14 protein-coding genes are annotated in these 21,079 nt (G+C 35.4%); all 14 read left to right on the top strand.

The genetic code is table 11. The features are described from left to right. The first annotated feature begins 10 nt into the window (after positions 1–10). Positions 11–1,000, top strand: a complete 990-nt coding sequence (locus tag SIB89_RS13595) for a sugar kinase (protein ID WP_412560207.1) — start codon at positions 11–13, stop codon at positions 998–1,000. A gap of 50 nt (positions 1,001–1,050) precedes the next feature. Next, a complete protein-coding gene (locus tag SIB89_RS13600; protein WP_412560208.1) occupies positions 1,051–2,088 on the top strand; it encodes a polysaccharide lyase family 7 protein in 1,038 nt (345 codons plus the stop codon). A gap of 4 nt (positions 2,089–2,092) precedes the next feature. Then, positions 2,093–3,976: an NADP-dependent phosphogluconate dehydrogenase gene (gndA, locus tag SIB89_RS13605; RefSeq protein ID WP_412560209.1), complete on the top strand. Its 1,884-nt coding sequence runs from the start codon at positions 2,093–2,095 to the stop codon at positions 3,974–3,976. Between the two features lie 15 nt (positions 3,977–3,991). Next, complete coding sequence (locus SIB89_RS13610; protein WP_412560210.1) at positions 3,992–5,266, top strand: Nramp family divalent metal transporter; 1,275 nt, start codon at positions 3,992–3,994, stop codon at positions 5,264–5,266. Positions 5,267–5,276: 10 nt separating this feature from the next. After that, complete coding sequence (locus SIB89_RS13615; RefSeq protein ID WP_412560211.1) at positions 5,277–6,371, top strand: polysaccharide lyase family 7 protein; 1,095 nt, start codon at positions 5,277–5,279, stop codon at positions 6,369–6,371. 4 nt (positions 6,372–6,375) lie between these two features. Beyond that, complete coding sequence (locus SIB89_RS13620; protein ID WP_412560212.1) at positions 6,376–7,143, top strand: SDR family NAD(P)-dependent oxidoreductase; 768 nt, start codon at positions 6,376–6,378, stop codon at positions 7,141–7,143. Between the two features lie 84 nt (positions 7,144–7,227). Continuing rightward, positions 7,228–9,486 carry an alginate lyase family protein gene (locus tag SIB89_RS13625; protein ID WP_412560213.1) on the top strand — a complete coding sequence of 753 codons (2,259 nt, stop codon included), beginning with the start codon at positions 7,228–7,230 and terminating at the stop codon, positions 9,484–9,486. 20 nt (positions 9,487–9,506) lie between these two features. Further along, a complete protein-coding gene (locus SIB89_RS13630) occupies positions 9,507–9,884 on the top strand; it encodes a cupin domain-containing protein (protein WP_412560214.1) in 378 nt (125 codons plus the stop codon). A 164-nt stretch (positions 9,885–10,048) separates the two neighbouring features. Further along, complete coding sequence (locus SIB89_RS13635) at positions 10,049–13,174, top strand: SusC/RagA family TonB-linked outer membrane protein (protein WP_412560215.1); 3,126 nt, start codon at positions 10,049–10,051, stop codon at positions 13,172–13,174. A 17-nt stretch (positions 13,175–13,191) separates the two neighbouring features. Continuing rightward, positions 13,192–14,625 carry a RagB/SusD family nutrient uptake outer membrane protein gene (locus SIB89_RS13640; RefSeq protein ID WP_412560216.1) on the top strand — a complete coding sequence of 478 codons (1,434 nt, stop codon included), beginning with the start codon at positions 13,192–13,194 and terminating at the stop codon, positions 14,623–14,625. Positions 14,626–14,635: 10 nt separating this feature from the next. Next, on the top strand, positions 14,636–15,661 hold the full coding sequence (locus tag SIB89_RS13645) for a PKD domain-containing protein (RefSeq protein WP_412560217.1): 1,026 nt from the start codon (positions 14,636–14,638) through the stop codon (positions 15,659–15,661). Positions 15,662–15,673: 12 nt separating this feature from the next. Continuing rightward, entirely contained in the window at positions 15,674–16,579 is a 906-nt protein-coding gene (locus SIB89_RS13650; RefSeq protein ID WP_412560218.1) for a polysaccharide lyase family 7 protein, read from the top strand. A 102-nt stretch (positions 16,580–16,681) separates the two neighbouring features. Next, positions 16,682–17,386, top strand: a complete 705-nt coding sequence (locus SIB89_RS13655) for a FadR/GntR family transcriptional regulator (RefSeq protein ID WP_412560219.1) — start codon at positions 16,682–16,684, stop codon at positions 17,384–17,386. A gap of 512 nt (positions 17,387–17,898) precedes the next feature. Next, positions 17,899–21,072 carry a SusC/RagA family TonB-linked outer membrane protein gene (locus SIB89_RS13660; RefSeq protein WP_412560220.1) on the top strand — a complete coding sequence of 1,058 codons (3,174 nt, stop codon included), beginning with the start codon at positions 17,899–17,901 and terminating at the stop codon, positions 21,070–21,072. The last annotated feature ends 7 nt before the right edge of the window (positions 21,073–21,079 follow it).

Below are 21,079 nucleotides of genomic sequence, written 5' to 3' on the forward strand. Positions count from 1 at the left end.
GGTTAAAAAAGTGATAACATTCGGAGAGGTAATGATGCGTTTATCACCACCAGGATATGAGAAATTTTCGCAGGCCTCTTCATTTGAACTTGTTTATGGTGGAGGTGAAGCAAATGTAGCCATTTCTTGTGCTTACTTGGGCATGAAAGCTGCTCATGTGACTCGTTTTCCTGATAACGCCCTTGGCAAAGCCGCTACTCAATTTTTACGAAAACATTGGTTAAGCACTGAGCATGTTATCTATGGAGATAATATGATAGGTAAGTATTTTCTAGAGAAAGGTGCCGTACATAGACCTAGTGAAGTCATTTACGAAAGAGAAGGATCTGCTTTCTCATTGATTGAACCGTCCATGGTGAATTGGGAAGATGTGCTCAAAGATGCAGATTGGTTTCATTGGACAGGCATTACGCCAGCAATTACAGAAGGCGCTGCACAATGTTGTTTAGATGCTATTAGAACTGCGAACAAAATGGGAATTACCGTTTCAGGTGATATCAATTCCCGAAGCAATATGTGGAAATATGGCAAGCCAATGCAAGAGGTTATACCAGATTTGGTTGAACATTGTGATGTTGTGATTACCAGTAGTCGTGGAATTCGCGAAATATTTGATTTTGCTCATCCCGAAGATAAATTTCAGGATTTAGCCCAAAAATTACAAGGCCTTTATCCTAACGTCAGCAAAGTGGTTAAAAAAACCAGAAGAACCATCAGCGCATCACATCATCAGATTCAGGGTAAGTTATGGAATGGAGAAACATACATCAAATCCGATATGTTGAATATCACCCACATTATAGATCGCGTGGGTACTGGAGATGCTTTTGCAGCTGGATTAATTTATGGATTATTACACTATGGAGATGAGCAGGCTATTGAATTTGCTTCGGCTGCATGTGCTTTAAAACATACCGTTCCGGGAGATGTCAATACAGTTTCTCTTGAAAACGTAAAAAGCTTAATGGAAGGAGATACATCAGGAGCTATAAGAAGATAGATTTTGAAGCATCAATTAATCAATTCATTAAGAATTAAAATGGAAAGAATATGAGCATTAAAAATTTAAAATCCACAACCTTACTTCTATTTGTCATTTGTTTTACTCTCATTATTAGCAGTTGCCTGAATAAGGATAAGAAGCAAAGTGATGAAGATTCTAAATCAATCACTTATCCAAGTGATGTCATTCCTTTTATGGATAAATGGAAAATCCTGTTAGGAGATGGGACACGTTCAGATGATTTAATTGGATTTCATAAGGAGGGTTTCTTTTATGTTGAAAGTGATGATACTGGCGACTGGGTGGTTTACAAAACACCAAACTCAGGCGTTACGTCAAGAACCTCTAGCAACACAAGAACAGAATTAGGCGAAAAAAGACACTGGATTCCAGAAGAAGGTGGTAAACTTACAGGGACTTTAAAAGTTAAGCATGTATCAACTACAGGTGATGCTACAGCTGCTTCCTCATATTCGGTAGTTGTTGGGCAAATTCATAGTGATGAAGGTCATGAAAACGAACCACTAAAAATCTACTATAAAAAATTTCCAGGTCACACAAAAGGTTCTGTTTTTTGGAATTACGAAATTAATACAGAAGGAGATAATATTGGAAGGTTTGATTATTCTACAGCAGTTTGGGGGCACGATTTTTCTGTAGTTGGTACAGATGCTACAACCTATCCCAATGAACCAAAAGATGGCATTGCATTAGGCGAGGAATTCAGTTATGAAGTTAACGTTCATAAAGGGATCATGTATTTAACGTTTATAAGTGAAGGTCACGAAACAAAAACATTCACTAAAAGCTTAATTCAGTCAGAATTTGCGACAAGAGAAGCTATTCCAGAGCAAGTCAAAAGAGTATATGCTAATAGAGAAAAAGGAGGAGGAGTTGAGAGAGATACTGCGTATGCTGGTGAAATCAATTATTTTAAACAAGGCGCTTACAACCAAGCTAATCCTAAAAGTACAAAATCAGAAGTTTATGGTGGTGACATAGCCAAACAATATGCAAATGGGAGCTACGCCGAAGTCTGGTTTAAAGCAGCAACTGTAGGGCCATCTACTGAGCCTAATAAATAGAGCCTTGAATAATGTAATATTCATAATGGGAGTTTCTGGTTGTGGAAAAAGCACAATCGGAAAACTACTAGCTCAAGAATTAAGCATTCCTTTTTTTGATGGTGACGACTTCCATCCAGAAAGTAACATCAAAAAAATGTCAAACGGACAGCCTTTAGATGATGACGACAGACAAGGTTGGTTAGAGGCTTTAAACCACTTAGCGAAACAGCAACTTACTAAAAATAGTTGCGTCATTGTGTGTTCAGCATTAAAACAAAAGTATCGCGATACCTTAAGTTTAGGTATTAATAGTCGAACAAAATGGGTCCATTTATCGGGTTCTTTTGAAAAGATTTTAGAAAGATTAAAAAGTAGAAAAGGTCATTTTATGCCTTCAGATTTACTAAAACCTCAATTCGATACACTAGAAGAACCAAAAAATGCAATTACAATAGATATTAGTCAGAAGCCACAAGAAATTATTAATGAAGTGAAACATCAGTTAGAAGAAAAATCAGAATTTGGACTATTTGGACTTGGAGTAATGGGAAAAAGCCTATGTAGAAACCTAGCCAAGAACGGATTCAAAATTTCCATGTTTAACAGACATGTAGATGGTGTTGAAGTAGATGTTGCCAAAAATTTTAAAGTAGAATTTAAAGAATTATCTGAAGCCAAAGCTTTTGATGATATTTCGGCTTTTGTCAATTCTTTGCAGCAGCCAAGATGCATCATGCTCATGGTTAATGCAGGAAAAACGATTGATTATGTGATTGAAGATTTGCTACCTCATTTATCTGAAAATGACATTATAATTGATGGCGGAAATTCAAACTATAAAAAAACAAAAGAGCGTAACGACTATCTAAAATCTAAAGGTGTTCACTTTATAGGTGCAGGAGTTTCAGGTGGTGAAGAAGGCGCATTAAAAGGACCATCCATTATGCCAAGTGGTGATTTGGAAGCGTATAAACAGGTTCAGAATTATCTCGAAACTATTTCTGCAAAAGATCAAAATGGTTTACCATGTTGTACCTATGTTGGACCTGACGGAAGTGGGCATTTTATAAAAATGGTGCACAATGGTATTGAATATGTAGAAATGCAATTACTGGCAGAGGTGGCAACTATTTTAAAAGTAATGGGTCAAAATTCAGACGAGATTGCCAATACTCTAGATAGTTGGAGAAGCAAAGCAAGCAGTTATTTATTAGACATCACAACAGTCATTTTCAAAAAGAAAGAAGGCAACGATTGGTTAGTCAATAAAATACTTGATAAAGCAGGAAATAAAGGCACAGGTAACTGGACGACTATTGCTTCCGCGGAACTTGGAGTGCCAAGTACTTTAATTGCTTCAGCTTTATTTTCAAGATATATATCATTTTATAAAGAGGAAAGAATTCAGCTAAATAGTCATTTTAAAAGTGATAAAACTTCAGATTTAAAGCTATCTGAAACTGAAATTTTAGAAGCCTATCAATTTGCGAGAATCATCAACCATTACCAAGGTTTTAAACTCATTGTTGAAGCGTCCAACAAATTTGAATGGAATTTAAATCTAAGTGAAATCGCCAGAATCTGGACAAGTGGTTGTATTATCAAATCTGCGTTAATGCAAGATTTAGTTGAAGTCTTTAAAACCACCACAAATATATTGATGAATCCTGAAATGATTCAACGCATCAATCAATATAAACCGTCAGCAAAAAAGGTAGTGTCACAATGTATTTATAATGATATTACAACACCAGCTTTAAATGAAGCCATTCAGTTTTTAAACGGAATCACAACCGAGTATGCATCAGCAAATATCATACAAGCACAACGCGATTATTTTGGAGCCCATACCTATCAGCGAATAGATGATGCATCAGGTAACAGCTATCACACCAACTGGGACTAAAAACAAACCAATATTATGGAAATCAATCAACCAAAATCATCATTCCTTAAAAAGATTATTGCGCTAATTTTAGGCTTTGGTCCTGGTATTTTCGCCATAGGCTATACCATTGGTACAGGTAGTGTCACATCCATGATTGTTGCTGGTAGCAAATTTAATATGCAATTATTATGGGTGTTGTTTTTAAGCTGTCTGTTTTCTGGCATATTAATGTTTGTCTATGGGAATTATGGCTTGTTAACAGGTGAAACTGCACTCTACGGATTTAAAAAACATCTCAAATACGGTAAAGCATTAGCGATACTAATCATCATTGGTGTCACCTTCGGACAATGGAATTCCTTAATGGGAATTCTAGGGATTTCATCTAACATCATTTACGAAATTTTAGCCATAAATTTTGAAGGTTTAGCGGCTTATGAATACGAGACTGTTTTAGCAACTGCTATTACAATCATAGTTATTTTTTACCTATTATTATTAGTTGGGAAGTACACGTTCTTTGAAAAAATTCTGGTAATTTTTGTAAGCATGATGGCATTGTCATTTATACTGTCATTATTCTTTGTACAACCCTTACCTGTTGATGTTGTCAAAGGATTAATTCCGACTATACCAGATGTGCCTGGTGGCAAAATGTTAGTCGCTGCGTTTGTTGGTACTACTATGGCTGCAGCAACATTTTTATCAAGACCATTATTTGTAAAAGGAAAAGGATGGACCATCAAAAACCTAGGACAACAAAAAAGAGATTCGATTACTGCTGCAATTTTAATTTTCTTAATTAGCGGAATCATTATGGCAGTAGCTGCAGGAGCCTTATTCTACGACGGTAAAGAAGTCAATCACGTGTTAGATATGGCAAACACTTTAGAGCCAGTTGCAGGTAAATGGGCTGTGACTATTTTCTTTTTTGGTGCTTTAAGTGCAGGACTATCATCTATTTTTCCATGTTTGTTAATTGCACCACTATTGATTGCCGATTACCAGTCAGGCGAGTTGGATACCAATTCAAAACAATTCAGAATTATAACATTTATAGCATGTTTGGTCGCTTTAATAGGTCCAGCTTTTGGCGCAAATCCTATTGAGATTCAAATTTTGTCTCAAGTCTTTAATGTGTTTGTTTTGCCTGCAGTCATATTAGGAATCATTTTGATTGTCAACAATAAAAAAGTCATGAAAGATTACAAAACAGGACTTGGAATAAACATTGGTTTGTTCGCTGCGTTATTCTTTTCGCTAGTAATTTCTTATAACGGAATTGTTGCATTAACCGAATATTTCTAAAATTTTAATTATGAATAATACCATCAAATCAATAATAGTAGTTTCAGGATTGATACTAACGCTAAATAGTTGTAAAAATGAAACTAAAAAACAGGATGAAGCTGAAGCTGAAGCAAAAGAAATGTTACTTGCAAATGATGTCATTCCGTTTTTCGACCATTGGAAGCTCATTTTAGGAGATGGGTCTAACGTCGGTATAGCAAACAATTTTGAACATAAAGACTACTTCTACACCACAACAGACGACCAAGGCGATTGGGTAGTTTTTAAAACACCTAATGGCGGAAACACACACGGAACGTCTAATAACACAAGAACAGAATTAGCGCAAACCAAAAAGTGGTATCCCAAAACCGCTAACGATAAATTGACCGCCACTTTAAAGGTGATGAATGTGTCTTCTACAGGAGATGCACGCGTTGCTTCTACACATTCGGTAGTAGTTGGCCAAATCCACAGTGCAGATGGTCATGAAAATGAACCGTTAAAAATCTTCTACAAGAAGTTTCCTGGACATAAAAAAGGTTCGGTGTTTTGGCATTATGAAATCAATACAGCTGGTGATGATAATTCCGGACGATGGGATTATTCAACTGCAGTTTGGGGACACGATTTTTCAGTCGTTGGCGATACAGAAAACACCTATCCAGAAGAACCTGAAGATGGTATTGAGTTGGGTGAAGTATTCAGTTACGAAGTTGAGGTTAAAGATGGTATGATGTATTTAACCTTCAAAAGCGATGGTCATGACACTAAAACCTTCACTAAAAATTTAATCGAATCAGAATACACAACAAAGGAAGATATTCCAACCCAAACAAGAGAGTTGTTCTTTCCAATTGGTCAAGATGGAGTTGAAAGAAAAGAGGCTTATGCTGGTGAAGGTTGTTTTTTTAAATTAGGTGCTTATAATCAAACCAATGGGAAATCGCCAGAAGAAAACAGAAACTGGTGTTCTGGTGCAGAAACGCATGGAGGTGACGTTAAAAAACAATATGCAGATGGCAATTATGTAGAAGTGTGGTTTAAAGATGGAAGCATTACGGTAAGTAAAAATGCGGTTTCAAACGAAGGATATTTCAGTAAAAACGATAAAGTAAAATAACACTATGATGAATAATAAATTAGCAGGAAAAAATGTCCTCATTACAGCTGGAGCACAAGGTATAGGCGAAGCCATAACAAAACACTTTATAGATCATGGTGCTAATGTGGCTATTCACTATTTTTCGAGTTCAGACACTGCCAATACGTTGGTAGATTATGCTAAAGGTAAAGGACAAAAAGCAATAGCAATTAAAGGAGATTTAACTAAAGAAACAGATGCTAATACAGTTGTTGAAAAAACAATTGAAGCCTTCGGAAGTTTAGACATCCTTATTAATAACGCAGGTTCATTGGTTGCTCGTAAAATGCTGAATGAGTTAGATGCCGATTTTTGGCATAAAGTTATGGATATCAACATGACCTCAATGCAATTTGTAACTCGAGCTGCAGTGCCACACTTAGCAAAAAATGAGAACAGTAGTATTGTAAATTTAGCATCATTAGCAGGACGTAAAGGTGGTCATCCAGGTTCTTTAGTGTATGCAACGAGTAAAGGAGCCATCCTAACCTATACACGTGCACTGTCAACAGAGGTTGGACCAAAAGGGATTCGTGTTAATGCTGTAGCACCAGGTTTAATATTGGGTACGTCTTTCCACGATACACATACCACAAAAGAATCTGCAGCTAAAACTATAGAAGGCATTCCGATTAATCGCGCAGGAAATCCAGATGACGTTGCTAGAGCTGTATTATACTTAGCTTCAGAATATGATGGCTTTATTACAGGTGCAACGCTTGATATTAATGGTGGTGTATATAATATGTAATTCTGAAAATATTTTCAGAATTAAATGATTATCGTATATTTAGTAAACCAAATTGGTTAACCAATTTAAGTCTAAACAATTAGAATGAATAAAAAACGCAATATATTTCCTTTAATTCTATTATTACTAGTTGTGTTTTCATGCAAAGAAGAATCTGCGGTGAAAAGCGATTCAACTGAAGAGGCACAACATCCTAAACTCATTTTAACCGCTCAAGGTGTAAAAGATATCAGAGCACAATTAGGTACGATTCCAATTTTCGACCAAACTTTAGAAAAAGTAAAAGCAGAAATAGATGCTGAAATTGAAAAAGGCATAGACGTACCAATCCCAAAAGATTATTCTGGTGGTTACACACACGTCACACACAAACGCAATTGGTTTGTGTTACAAAAAGCAGGTCTGCTCTACCAAATTTTAGATGACGAAAAATATGCCAAGTACGTTAAAGACATGTTGATGGAGTATGAAGCTTTGTATAAAACCTTACCGCTTCATCCAAAAACACGATCGTATGCAAGAGGTAAATTATTCTGGCAATGTTTAAACGATTCCAATTGGTTGGTATATGTGAGTCAGGCTTACGATTGTATTTATAATTATTTAACCGAAGAAGAGCGCAATAAATTAGAAACCAATCTATTCCGACCATTTGCAGATCATATTTCCGTGGATAGCCCACAATTTTACCAACGCGTACACAACCACAGTACTTGGGGAAATGCAGCAGTAGGTATGATAGGTTTGGTGATGGATGATGAAGAATTAATAAATCGTGCGTTGTACGGAATAAAAGATTTAAAATTAGATGCCAATAAAAAAGATGATGACGGCGGATATTTAAATAAGGACGGAAAAGCAGGCTTTTTAGCAAATATCGAAGAACCATTTTCGCCAGATGGTTATTATAATGAAGGCCCATACTACCAACGTTACGCTATGTATCCGTTTTTAGTATTCGCAACAGGGTTACATAACGTAAAACCAGAACTTAAGATTTTTGAATATAAAGATGGCGTCCTATTAAAATCGATTAATGCCTTATTGAATTTATCTGATGCAGATGGCGATTTCTTCCCGCTTAACGACGGTCAAAAAGGAATGTCTTATTACACGGGTTCCTTGGTTACTGCTGTAGATATTTCTTATAAATATGGAAATCAAGATCCAGGATTATTGAGTATTGCAGAAAAACAAAATCAGGTGTTGTTAGACGATTCTGGTTTGGCAGTTGCACTTGGTATTAAAGAGGATAAAACAGAACCTTTTGAAAAGAAATCCATTAATCTTAGTGATGGACCAGAAGGTAAACAAGGTGGAGTCGGTATTTTACGAAATGACGATATTGAGCTAGTGTTTAAGTACGCGTCTCAAGGTTCCAGTCATGGGCATTACGATAAGTTGTCCTATTCATTATATGAAAACGGTGAAGAAGTCATTCAAGATTACGGATTAGCACGTTTTGTGAACATCGAGCAAAAAGGAGGGGGAAATTATTTAAAGGAAAATACGACATGGGCAAAACAATCCATAGCACATAATACGGTAATTCAAAATGAAACCTCTCATTTTAATGGGAAGTATGATATAGGAAGTCAGCATCATTCGGTCTTACATTATTTTTCTTCGGAGGATGATAACGTACAAATAGTAAGCGCAAAAGAAACAAATGCCTATCCGGGAACCGAAATGCTTCGAACGATGGCAATCATAAAAGATGAAGATTTTGAAAAGCCTTTTATGCTTGATATTATGAAGGTGACATCAGCAACAGCTAACCAATACGATTTTCCTTTTTATTATTTCGGACAAGTTCTACAAACCAATTTTGACTACAAGACACCCGAAACATTAAAACCCTTAGGAACTAAAAATGGCTATCAGCATTTATATGTAGAAGCAACTGGAAAAGCCAATCCCAACAATTCAAAATTCTCATGGTTCAACAATAATAAGTTTTATACGTTCACGACTGCGACTAATTCTAACGATGAAATACTATTTACAAGACTAGGGGCCAATGACCCAGAATTTAATTTGCGTCGCGATCCAGCGTTAATCTTAAGACGTAAAAACGCCAAAAACACCTTATTCGTTTCTACTATTGAAGCACATGGAAGTTACAGTCCAGTTACAGAATCTGCAGTGAATTCTAATAGCAGTATTCAAAATTTAAAAGTTGTTTTAGATACTGAAGATTACACAGCAATAGAAATAACTTCAGTAAAAGGAAACACAAAACTATTTATAACAGCAAATACCAATGCTTCAAAGGAAGCGAAGCATAACATTGTAATTAACGACACTAATTACCAATGGACAGGTAATTATTATTTTAAATAAAATCAATAAAATAAATACATATGAAAAGATTTAGTGAAAAGTACATCATATCAAAAGACATGGAATGGGAAGAGCTTGGTGGAGGAGTATCAAGAAAATTCTTAGGTTATGATAACCAAATCATGATGGTTAAAGTAAAATTTGATAAAGGAGCATTAGGCTCGCCACATCAACATTTTCATACACAAGCTACCTATTGTGTTTCAGGTAAATTTGAATTTGAAATTGATGGTGTAAAACAAATTGTAGAAGCAGGAGACGGAGTGTATATAGAACCTAACTTATTGCATAGTGCAGTTTGTTTGGAAGAAGGTATGTTAATCGACACCTTTAGTCCTGTAAGAGAAGATTTCTTAACTGGTGATGGAGTATCTTATTTTGGGGATAAGCAATCATAAGAAAAACCCCAGTTGCTATTATTTACGAGTATTTTATCTAGGAATTCTTAAAGTTTAACATTTATTTCTCACGAAAATATAGGAAATGCCAAATAATTTTCTATTTTTGGTAAACCAGATTGGTAAACCAATTTTTCTAACTATACTAATTAACTCAAAAAATTATGAATTTTAAACTTAGACTTGCGGTTGTTGTTTTTTGCTTTTTTAGCTTATCAGCATTAGCCCAAGAGAGTTACACTCTTAGTGGAGTAGTTACTTCAGAATCGGATAAAATGCCTATTCCGGGAGTAAACATTATTATTGTTAATACTACAAGGGGAACATCTACGGATTTTGATGGAAAGTATCAAATTGAAGTAACCAAAGGTGATGTGCTTCAGTTTTCGTATGTAGGCTATACAACACAAACGGTAATCATAGATAATCAACAAACCTTAAATGTCGTACTGGCTGAAGATAAAAATGCATTAGAGGAAGTTGTCGTCATTGGTTATGGTACACAAAAGAAGAGCTTATTGACTGGAGCCATTTCTAAAGTAAAGAATGAAAAACTAGATCAAATCGCAGTTTCGAGAATTGATGAGGCACTTATAGGTCAAGTTTCAGGTGTTAATATTAGCAATTCTGAAGGTGAAGCAGGTGGTGCACCTACCATTAGAATAAGAGGTGTAGGGTCTATTACTTCAAACGCTGGACCGCTAATTGTAGTAGATGGAGCAGTTGTGGATTCAGATTTCTTGACCAATATTGATATGAATAATGTGGAGTCTTTTGAGGTTTTAAAGGATGCAGCTTCTGCCGCTATTTTTGGATCTAGAGGTGCAAATGGAGTTATACAAATTACAACCAAAGAAGGTGAAGAAGGTAAACCAAAATTTACTTATAATACGTTTACCGGTGCAAAGGAGGGTCTGCAAAGCGAAGATTATGATATCGATTTTGAGGGTGAGCTTCAAAGAGAGATAGCTATTACAGGTGGACTTTCTTTAGGTAGCCAAATGAGACAATTAATAAATGCAGAAAATAACTGGCAAGACATTGTAATAGATGGTGGCTTTATACAAAGTCATAGCTTTGCTGTACGAGGTGGTAGTAAAAAGACAAAGTATAATATTAACCTTAGTTACGTTAATGATGATGGTGTGTTATTGACTGATGAATTTGAAAGATACAATGCACAAGTTAAGGTAAGTACAGAATTATCAGATAAAATTAAAATTGGGGCAAGTTTTACTCCATCATTCACTAAAAGAAGACGTTTTAGTGCTACAGGGCTTTATGATGTTGTCCGACAACCATCATGGGTGCCAGCATATTTAGATGAATTTAATATACAGTTTGTAAATCGTGTTAGAGATGGTGGAAGATATGCTGATGCACAAGTTGGTGATTATGTATTGCAAAGAATGTTTGATGATTTTCAATTTCCTGCAGGTGCTACAAGTATATTTGACTCATCCGGAAATTTTCAAGGTGTTCCGGTAACAAGCGGTACAGACATTAGTAATACCAGTAATATTAACCCCTTAGCTAAGTTGTTAGAGCGTAAACGTTTTGAGAACAGATATAAGTTTTATGGAAATTTATATGTTAATTATAAGTTTAATAGTGATTTGAGTTTTAGGTCATCATTTACTGCGACTTATGAAAATAGAATTAACACGGACTATCAAGGAATTAACGAATCTAGAAATGGGGCTGCTGGTGCAAACGCATCTTATGATACTAGAAGTAGATATGCTTTAATTAATGATAACGTTTTTAGTTATAATAAAACGTTTGGCAATCATGATATTAGTGCTGTCGCTGGTATCTCTTTTGAACATAGATTTGCGGAGGAATCTCAATTGGAGACTAGTGGATTTACCTCTGATGTAATACCAAATGTTGGCGGTGGATCTATCATCAATGAAGCTACAGCCTTTGATTATGAGAATTTTCTAAATTCGTTCTTTGCAAGAGTTATATATTCTTATGATAATAAATACTTATTTAACGCTAGTGTAAGAGCTGATGGTAGCTCGGTATTTGGACGTGATACCAAATATGGTATATTTCCGGCGGTTTCAGCTGGTTGGGTAGTTTCTAACGAGCCATTTTTAGAAGAATCAGACTGGGTTAATCAACTAAAGCTTAGAATAAGTTATGGTGTCACAGGAACAAATGATTTTGGAGGCGGTTTCTTAAGGGAAAACTATCCTTCTTTAGCGCTTTTAAGTGGTTCTAGTGCTGTTATAGATGGTAGTACAGTTGCAGGTTTTGACCCAGTCAACATTCCGAATGAGTTATTGCAGTGGGAACGCTCAATAGAAATCAATCCTGGTGTAGATTTTGGATTTTTCAACAATGCCGTATCTGGTTCTTTAGAATATTATGTAAGAACAAGTGATGAATTATTGATAGACCAACCAGTTGCAGGAACAACCGGCTTTACAAGTGGACTGATTAATATTGGCGAGGTTGAAAATAAAGGCTTCGAATTAGAATTAAAAACGCGTTTAATAAGTAATGAAAATTTTAGATGGACGGCTTCAGTTGTAGCGTCACATAATGAAAATACCTTAAACGAGTTTGGGGATGCTAGTGGACAAATAGTAAACACACAAGATGGTAGTAGATTAGTAGAATGGATCAATTTAGTAGGGCGACCAATTTCATCATTCTACGGTTACGTATTCGATAGAGAAATTCCATTTGAATTTTTAAATGACCCCTTCAGACAAGTGGGAAATAAAACACAATTTGTATACGCAAAAGATTTAAACGGAGACGGTTTAATAGATGAAGATGATAAAACAATATTGGGAGATCCCTACCCAGACTTAATATGGAGTTACGGAAATGAGTTTAAATATAAAAACTTTGATTTCAGCTTTTTATTTCAAGGTAGTCATGGTGCAAAAACCTATAACTTAGGTGATCAGTATGTATATGATTTCTTTAATAGTAATACTGTGGATTTTAACCCAGCTACAGCTCCAGACCAAGAATTTTTAGTACAACGTATTTTTACGGATCAGTTGGTACAAAATGCAGGTTATGTTTCTTTACGTACGGTAAGCTTAGGGTATAATTTCCCAGACGATCTTACATCTTCTTTAAATATGACAAGTTTAAGATTATATTTAACGGGTCAAAACTTATTCTTTATTACAGCAGACGATTATACTGGTTGGAATCCAGAACATCAGCGCAACTTGCCTTTAGGAGCCTTAACCACAGGTTACCAAAGAGGAGGTACGGCGATACAAAGAACAATAACACTTGGGTTAAACGCCCAGTTTTAACACATAAATTAATAGTTATGAAATCAAAAAAAATATTTACTATTTTATTAATGGTCTTTTTAGTATCATGTGGTTTAGAGCCTATACCTACATCGGCCGTTGTTGTGGATAATTTCTTTAATAATGATGAAGAAATAGAAGCAGGTATATTTAATATTTACCATAGCTTACAAGGGAGCAATCCATTAGAAGGTGATGGTGGCTTCAATAATCCGCATTTAGGTATTCAGATTGAATATCAAATGGGTGAGGTGTTGAGTGATAATGCTCGTACTAAAAGTGGTTCACCTCAAGGGTTTGATTTTGAAATCTTTAATGTTCTACCTCAAACTTTGGCCGTAACCACATACTATAGAAGTATGTACAGAATTATTTTTAATGCTAATGTGGTATTAGAAAACTTACAGAATGCATCTGAAGAAAATGCGCCCTTATTTGAAGCAGAAGCACGGTTTTTAAGAGCTTATGCTTATTTTAATCTTGTGCGTTATTATGGAGATGTGCCATTGGTGGATAGAACAATTGGACCTGAAGAAACTGAAATAGCTTTTACTAGGGTAGATCAAGATTTAATTTACGATTTTATATTAGATGATCTCAATTTTGCATTAAATAGTGGTTTAGATATTTCATCTAGAAATAGAGCTTCAAGAGGTGCCATACAAACAATACTCGCTAAAGTGCATCTTACATTAGGCAACTACTTAGACGCTCAAGTATTACTAGAGTCTGTAATAGCAAGTGAAGTCTATAGCTTAGAAGATAATTTTCTAGATATATTTTATAACGAATCAAATAATGAAACTGTTTTTGGAATAGCTTTTGACGATACTCAAGTTAGTGATAGTCAAGGTTTTTCAGCAGAATTTTTAGATGCAGTTGGTAGAGGTACTGGTACAAATTATGCTACAGACGAGCTTGTAGCTGCTTTTAATGACATAGGTGGCGTAAGAGGTCAATTTAGCTATAGAGAAGACCCAGGTAACCCTGGAAAATACCAGACGGTTAAATTCTTACCAATTATAGATGAAAATGTTGGTGTTACATCAGCACCAGCAAATCCTAGAATTGCAGGAAATGATTGGATTGTTACACGCTATGCAGATGTGCTCCTAATGCATGTTGAAGCCATTTTAGCTGGCGGCCAAGAAACAAGTTCTATTGATGCCATAACGTCTTTTAATGCAGTAAGAGAAAGAGCTGGCACAGCTGAGCCAATTACAGAAGTAACCAAGCAAATGCTAATGGACGAGAGAAGAGTAGAGTTGGCTTTTGAAAATCACCGATTCTTAGATTTGAAACGTTTTGGCGTTGCACAAGAAGTTTTGTCTGCATTTTCGGCAGCCAATAACCACGATTTTCAGGCATATGAATTATTACTACCAATACCATCGGCTGAAATTTCTATCAGTCAAGGTATATTGACACAAAATCCTGGATATCCAAATTAAAAAAATTGTTATGAATAAATTAAATTATAAAAAACAGGTTATGTTAAGAGCTAATCAGATACTATTATTAGTTTTTACTTTAGTTACATTTTCATGTGACTTCATAGACGAGCTTCCAGAGGCTAATTCTAGGGAAGATGAAACTCCTCCAACTGCTGAATTTACGTTCACAAATGGGGAACTAGTTGAAGACTTTACTATAGTTACTTTTGCAAACCAATCTAGCAATGCTACAATGTATAGTTGGGATTTTGGGAATGGTGATACCTCTACCGAAGTAGACCCTGTATACACGTATCCAGGTGAAGGATCTTATACGGTTACCTTGGTAGCGTCTGATGCCTTGGGTCAAACTTCAACTTTTGTTGATACTGTAGAATTGGTTGAGCCAGAAGCACCTGCAGTTCCTGACCCGTTGATTGTAAATGCAGAATTTGTAAAATTACCAAAATCTTCAGGTTCAGATTGTGCCTGTTCTGGCTGGATAAATAGAGATTTAGGTGAGCAAGGCGAATCAAGTACAGCAAGTGGTTCAGATGTGCTTAAACTTGATAATGCTGAGCCAGACCATGCATATCAAGAATTTGCAGTGGTGCCAAATGCAGATTACAAAATAGAGTTATCCGTAAGACATAGTAACTTAGTTGGTGTTGAAATGCTTCCAAGTTCTTTAGAGGTTAGAGTATTAGCAAGTAGTGGATATGAGTCTGGTTACACACCAACATATTATACGGATACGGCATTGATGCCTCAAGGTAATTCAGCCACAGGTTTTTGGGGTTATAGATCAGTTGCAGATATGGAAAATCCTGCAAATAATCTATTTGTACAAGTAATTCCTAATCCGGGAAATGATGACTACCAAACTTACATATACACATTCAACTCAGAAGCTAATGATAGTATAGCCCTATTTATGAGAGGTATCGGTAATGCAGATCCAGAAGATCCAAATGATTTTGCTATGTATGGATATGCAAGTGGTGAAGAAGAAATTAGGATTGCGTACATAGAAATTACGGCTATTAACGATTAATTGATTTTTAAAATGAAGCTTAGAGCCGTATTTATTTTCTTTTTAATTTTTAGTGTTAGTTTACATACTAGTGCTCAATCTAATGATAGTGCAGAAGCTTCCGTTAAAAAAGAAAAGAAGAAAAAAAAGAAAAAACGAAAGAAGTATAAATTACCTGAAATTGATTTAGGCCACTGGAAGGTTACACTCCCTGTGGCTAATGATGAGGGTAAGCCTTATGAAATTGAACCACCTGAAATATCTGATTTTGCAACAAACGAAGTAGCTAAACCTTATATGTATATTGATTCAACAAGAGGTGCCATAGTTTTTCATGCTTTACCAACAGAATCTAAAACCAGAAATACCAAATATACAAGGTCAGAGCTTAGAGAGCAGATGGTGCCTGGTGATAATAATGTCAATTGGAAGTTCGAGGATGGTGCATATATGAAAGGCAAACTGGCCATTGATGAAGTTACTAAAGATAGTGATGGCAAATACCATAGAATTATCATTATGCAGATTCATGGTAGGTTAACCAATGAACAAAAAGATCTTATTGGAGAAGATGATAATAATGCACCGCCAATATTAAAAATCTATTGGGATAATGGAAAGGTAAGAGTTAAAACAAAGGTACTGAAGGATTTAAGTGCAGGAGTACCAGAAATTCTTCACGAAGACGCATGGGATAACGATGAAGGCTTTAATTTTGAGCAAAAAGTGGGTTTTAAAAAATTCACTTTAGAAGTAGAGGTGTCAGAAGGGAAAATGGTAATAATACTCAACGGTAATGAGTATAAGGTGTATGAAAACATCCACATAAGAAAATGGGGAGTTTTTGAAAATTATTTCAAAGCAGGAAATTATTTTCAAACAAGAGATGAAGGTGCTTACGCCAAGGTGAGATTTTATGAATTAGAAGTTAGTCATTAACAAAGCTCAAAATTTAAATAGCTTGTTATTAAATATTCTACTGGATTTTATATAATTTTATAAAAAAATTGATTTGGTTAACCAGTTAACTTAGTTTTAACTATGAAATTAGAAACACTACAAAAAACAGATGGCATAAGCCTTCAAAAGAGCATAATATCAAAAATTAGGGATCTCATAAATTTTAAAAATCTTGAACCTGGAGACAAGTTACCTTCAGAAAGAATGTTGTCAGATAAGTTTGGTGTAACAAGAAGTAGTGTTAGAGAAGCTATTCAGAAATTAGAATTTTATGGTTTGTTAAAGTCTAGACCTCAGAGTGGTACCTTTGTAGCTAACATTGGTGTTGTTGCTATGAATGGCATGATAGACGACATCCTACGCTTAGAGGATCCTGATTTTAAGTCTTTGGTGGAGACAAGAATATTGTTAGAACTTAAAACGGTTCGTTTAGCAGCATTACGAAGATCTGAAGAGGATTTGGTGAAAATAAAGGAGGCACTAGATGCTTACACAGCGAAAGTAGTCAACGGTGAAGATGCCGTACAGGAAGACCTTTTATTTCATTTAGCAATAGCCAAGGCTAGTGGAAATAGTACAATGAACACCTTTATGCTAGTCATTACGCCAGAAATTATCACCAATTTTGAAAAGTTTCATGTCTGTGATAAGAATTTAGCAGAGCAAGGAATAGAAGAGCACAAGGCCATATACGATGCCATAGTGCAGCAGAAACCCAAATTGGCAAAACAAAAGATGAAGGAACACTTCAGTGTTTTATATCAGTACTGCTATAATGTAGCTTAAGAACCAAGAATCTATTTCGTTAGACAACAACAGAACTATTAATTGTAGCTTATGGTCTATCTTATGTGTTATTAAGAATCTATTCTACACCTATTATATCTCCTATATTAGCATAAAGTTTCCTAAATAGAATATCTTCATTATTAAAAACTTAGATCTAAAAAGGGTATTTAGAAATTTCTTCAAATAAGTCAACGCTACAAGATTTTTCACAAAAGATAAATCTGAAATCCAAAAGCGTGCACCTTTTTTATACCTGTCTCATATTTAAGCTAAATCTTTTTTTATAAAAGAAATGACGTTTAGTTGATGCTTTGAGCCTAAAACTAAAGTGATATTCCAAAGAATAAATGTCAAATGTAGCTTGGCTAAAAGCTTGATACAGAAATTTTAACATTAAAACTTTATGAAACTCTTGCATTTAACAAAATTTTATATATATTTGGTGAACCAAACTGGTTTACCAATTTGGTTCACCAGTTTTCACTAACTAATTTAATTAAACGTAAATTATGAATTTTAAACTTAGACTTACGGCTATAGTCTTCTGCCTTTTTGGCTTTATAGCCATGGCCCAAGAGAGTTACACTCTCAGTGGAGTAGTTACTTCAGAATCGGATGGTATGCCAATTCCAGGAGTTAACATTGTAGTTGTAAATACTACCAACGGAACATCTACAGATTTTGATGGTAAGTATCAAATTGAGGTAACATCGGGAGATGAACTTCGATTTTCTTATGTGGGTTACAAAACCCAAACGGTTATTATTAATGGCCAACAGACATTAAACGTAGCTTTAGCTGATGACGATAGTGCATTAGAAGAAGTTGTGGTTGTGGGATATGGATCTCGTAAAAAATCGCACTTAACAGGTGCTGTAGCCAAAGTAAAGGGATCAGAGGTTGCGGCAATTCAAGCCACTCGTGTTGATGATGCATTGGCTGGTAAGTTAGCAGGTGTATTAATTCAAAATCAAAGTGGTGAGCCTGGTGCTGATCCAAAGATTCAAGTAAGAGCGGCTTCATCAATTTCTGGTGATTCTAGCCCACTTATTGTTGTTGATGGTTACCCTATATCTGGAAGCTTAGCAACTATAAATCCAAACGATATTGAAAGTTTGGAAGTCCTAAAGGATGCTGCTTCTGCGGCAATCTATGGTTCTAGAGGTGCTAACGGTGTAATTTTAGTCACTACTAAACAAGGTAGAACAGGTAAACCAAATTTTAATTACAATACTTATGTGAGTCTATCTAGTAAATACCAGAGAGATAATTTGTTAATGAACTCTGCGGAATGGGCGAATACTATTGAAAGGAATATAGCCAATGGTAATTGGGATGTTTCTGAAGTTGATCCTGCTATCTTAGATTATAGAATAAATGCTTATAGAGAGTCACCAGGTGCGATCAGCCCAGAAGAATGGCTTTTTAGAAATGGTAATATGATAAGCCACGATTTTAGTATGAACGGTGGTTCTGAAAATGCAAAATACTTTGCTTCAGTTGGTTACCAAGATACTGAAGGTATCGCCATAACTCAAGAGTTTGAAAGAATTAATGCACGTCTTAATCTCGATATAAAATTAGGAGACAAATTTGCTACAGGAATTAGTTTTAATGGGTTTAAGTCTGATAGAGCTATACTAGCGCACGATCAAAGAGATTTATTGAGAGCCTATGGTGTACATCCTGTTTATCATACTGAAGAGTCAATTGCATTTGTTCAGCAGTTAGATATGCAGGCACAGGCTTTAGGACTTTCACCATTTGATGAAGGTTATAGAGGTGGTGATTTTGGTATCTCTCAAGGTATTAATAGTAGTATTTATACTTTAGAGCCTGGTGATTTTGCCCACGACTGGCATTATGGAAGAAGTGGTAACGGTATTGGTGGATCTGGTGATGCAGGTCCTGCTGCTAAACTTGATAGTGCAGAGCGAACTCAACGTACTTATTTTGCTAATATTAATTCCTATTTACAATATAGTATAATAGATGGATTAACCATTAAAACCTCTTTAGGTGCAGATCTTAACGATACCCAAGATTATTATTATCAAGGCCTTGAAGCAGATTCTAGAGCACGTTCTAACCAAACAGACTTGGATCAAACGGACTTAAAAAGAAGTTCTGTACTAAGTGTTACAACTTTGGATTATTCAAAAGTAATAAATGAGAAACATGATATATCTGCCTTATTAGGTTTAGAATTTCAAAATTTCTATATCAATGGAACTGCTTTAAATGGTACAAACGTTCCTAATATTGGTGTTGTTAATTATGAATTGCTAGAAAATGAAGATGTGACGATATCAGAGAGAGACGAAGAGATTAACAGACAGAGTGTCTTCGGAAGAATAAATTATGCTTACGACAATCGTTATTTGGTTTCTGCCTCGATCAGAAGAGATGGTGATTCTCGTTTTGGATCTAACGAGAAATATGCAGTTTTCCCTGCACTTTCTTTAGGATGGAATGTCCACAACGAAGCATTTTGGGATTCAGAGGTAATAAGTTTGTTAAAACCTAGATTTAGTACTGGATCTTTAGGAACAACATCTTTCTTGGGAGCTTATGATGCATTAAGTCTGTTGAATGCGGCACCAACAAATTTTGGTATCGGATTTTTAATTCCAGAAAATGTAGCAAACCCAGATTTAACATGGCAAACAAATACTGAAACTAACTTTGGTGTTGATTTAGGGTTTTTAAGTAACCGTTTTACGATGGGTGTAGATTATTATACATCTAACATAGAAGATATTCTACTTTCTAAAAGTGTTTCTGAAGTTTTGGGAACTCCACAGGTAACTGTTAATGCTGGAGATGTTGAAAGTAGAGGATTGGAATTTGAGCTTAACGCCAATATCTTTAATAAAGAAGATTTCTCTTGGAGTGTTAGTGCTAACTTATCTACTGTAAAAACTGAAATTAAAGATTTAGATGGTCTAGATGAATTACCACCAACCATATACGGACAGAGTGGTAGAGGTCCAGAATTTAGAAATTATGTAGGTGGAGAAATTGGCGAAATGTGGGGATTGGAAACTACAGGCGAGGTTGAAATGATACATGTAGCAGACCCAACAAGAACACTAGGAGCAACTAGTGGCGAATACTACGTTAAAGATCAAAATGGTGACGGTGTAATCAATAGAGACGATTACGTAAAAATTGGACAAAGTACACCAGATTTTTATTGGGGTTTAAACAGTAATGTAAGATATAAGGATTTTGATATGTCATTCCAATTTCAAGGATCGCAAGGTGGAGATGTCTTTAATATTGACCCCTTATACTGGCAATCACAATTTGGTGGTAGACTAAGAGATAGTTTCGATGCAAATGATGATGGTATAGCTGATGATAGTGGACGTCATTATACACGTGCAAGAGATCAAACGGACGCAGTAATACAAGATGCATCTTATATAGCATTGAGAAACTTAACTATTGGTTATACGCTTAGACCAGAGTGGGTTAGTGAAGTTGGTATAAACTCTGCAAGAGTTTACGTTGCAGCAACCAATTTATTATACCTATGGTCAGATGATTATACCTCTTTTAATCCAGAGGGTGTTGAGACTACTAATGGTGGTTATCAAGGACCAACAACATATGGTGTGCAAGTAGGTGCAAGCCCAGTTGTAAGAAGTTTTACTTTCGGTTTAAATGTTAACTTTTAAAATTAAA

It is taken from the genome of Winogradskyella sp. MIT101101, from assembly GCF_047126865.1.
Taxonomy (GTDB): domain Bacteria; phylum Bacteroidota; class Bacteroidia; order Flavobacteriales; family Flavobacteriaceae; genus Winogradskyella; species Winogradskyella ouciana.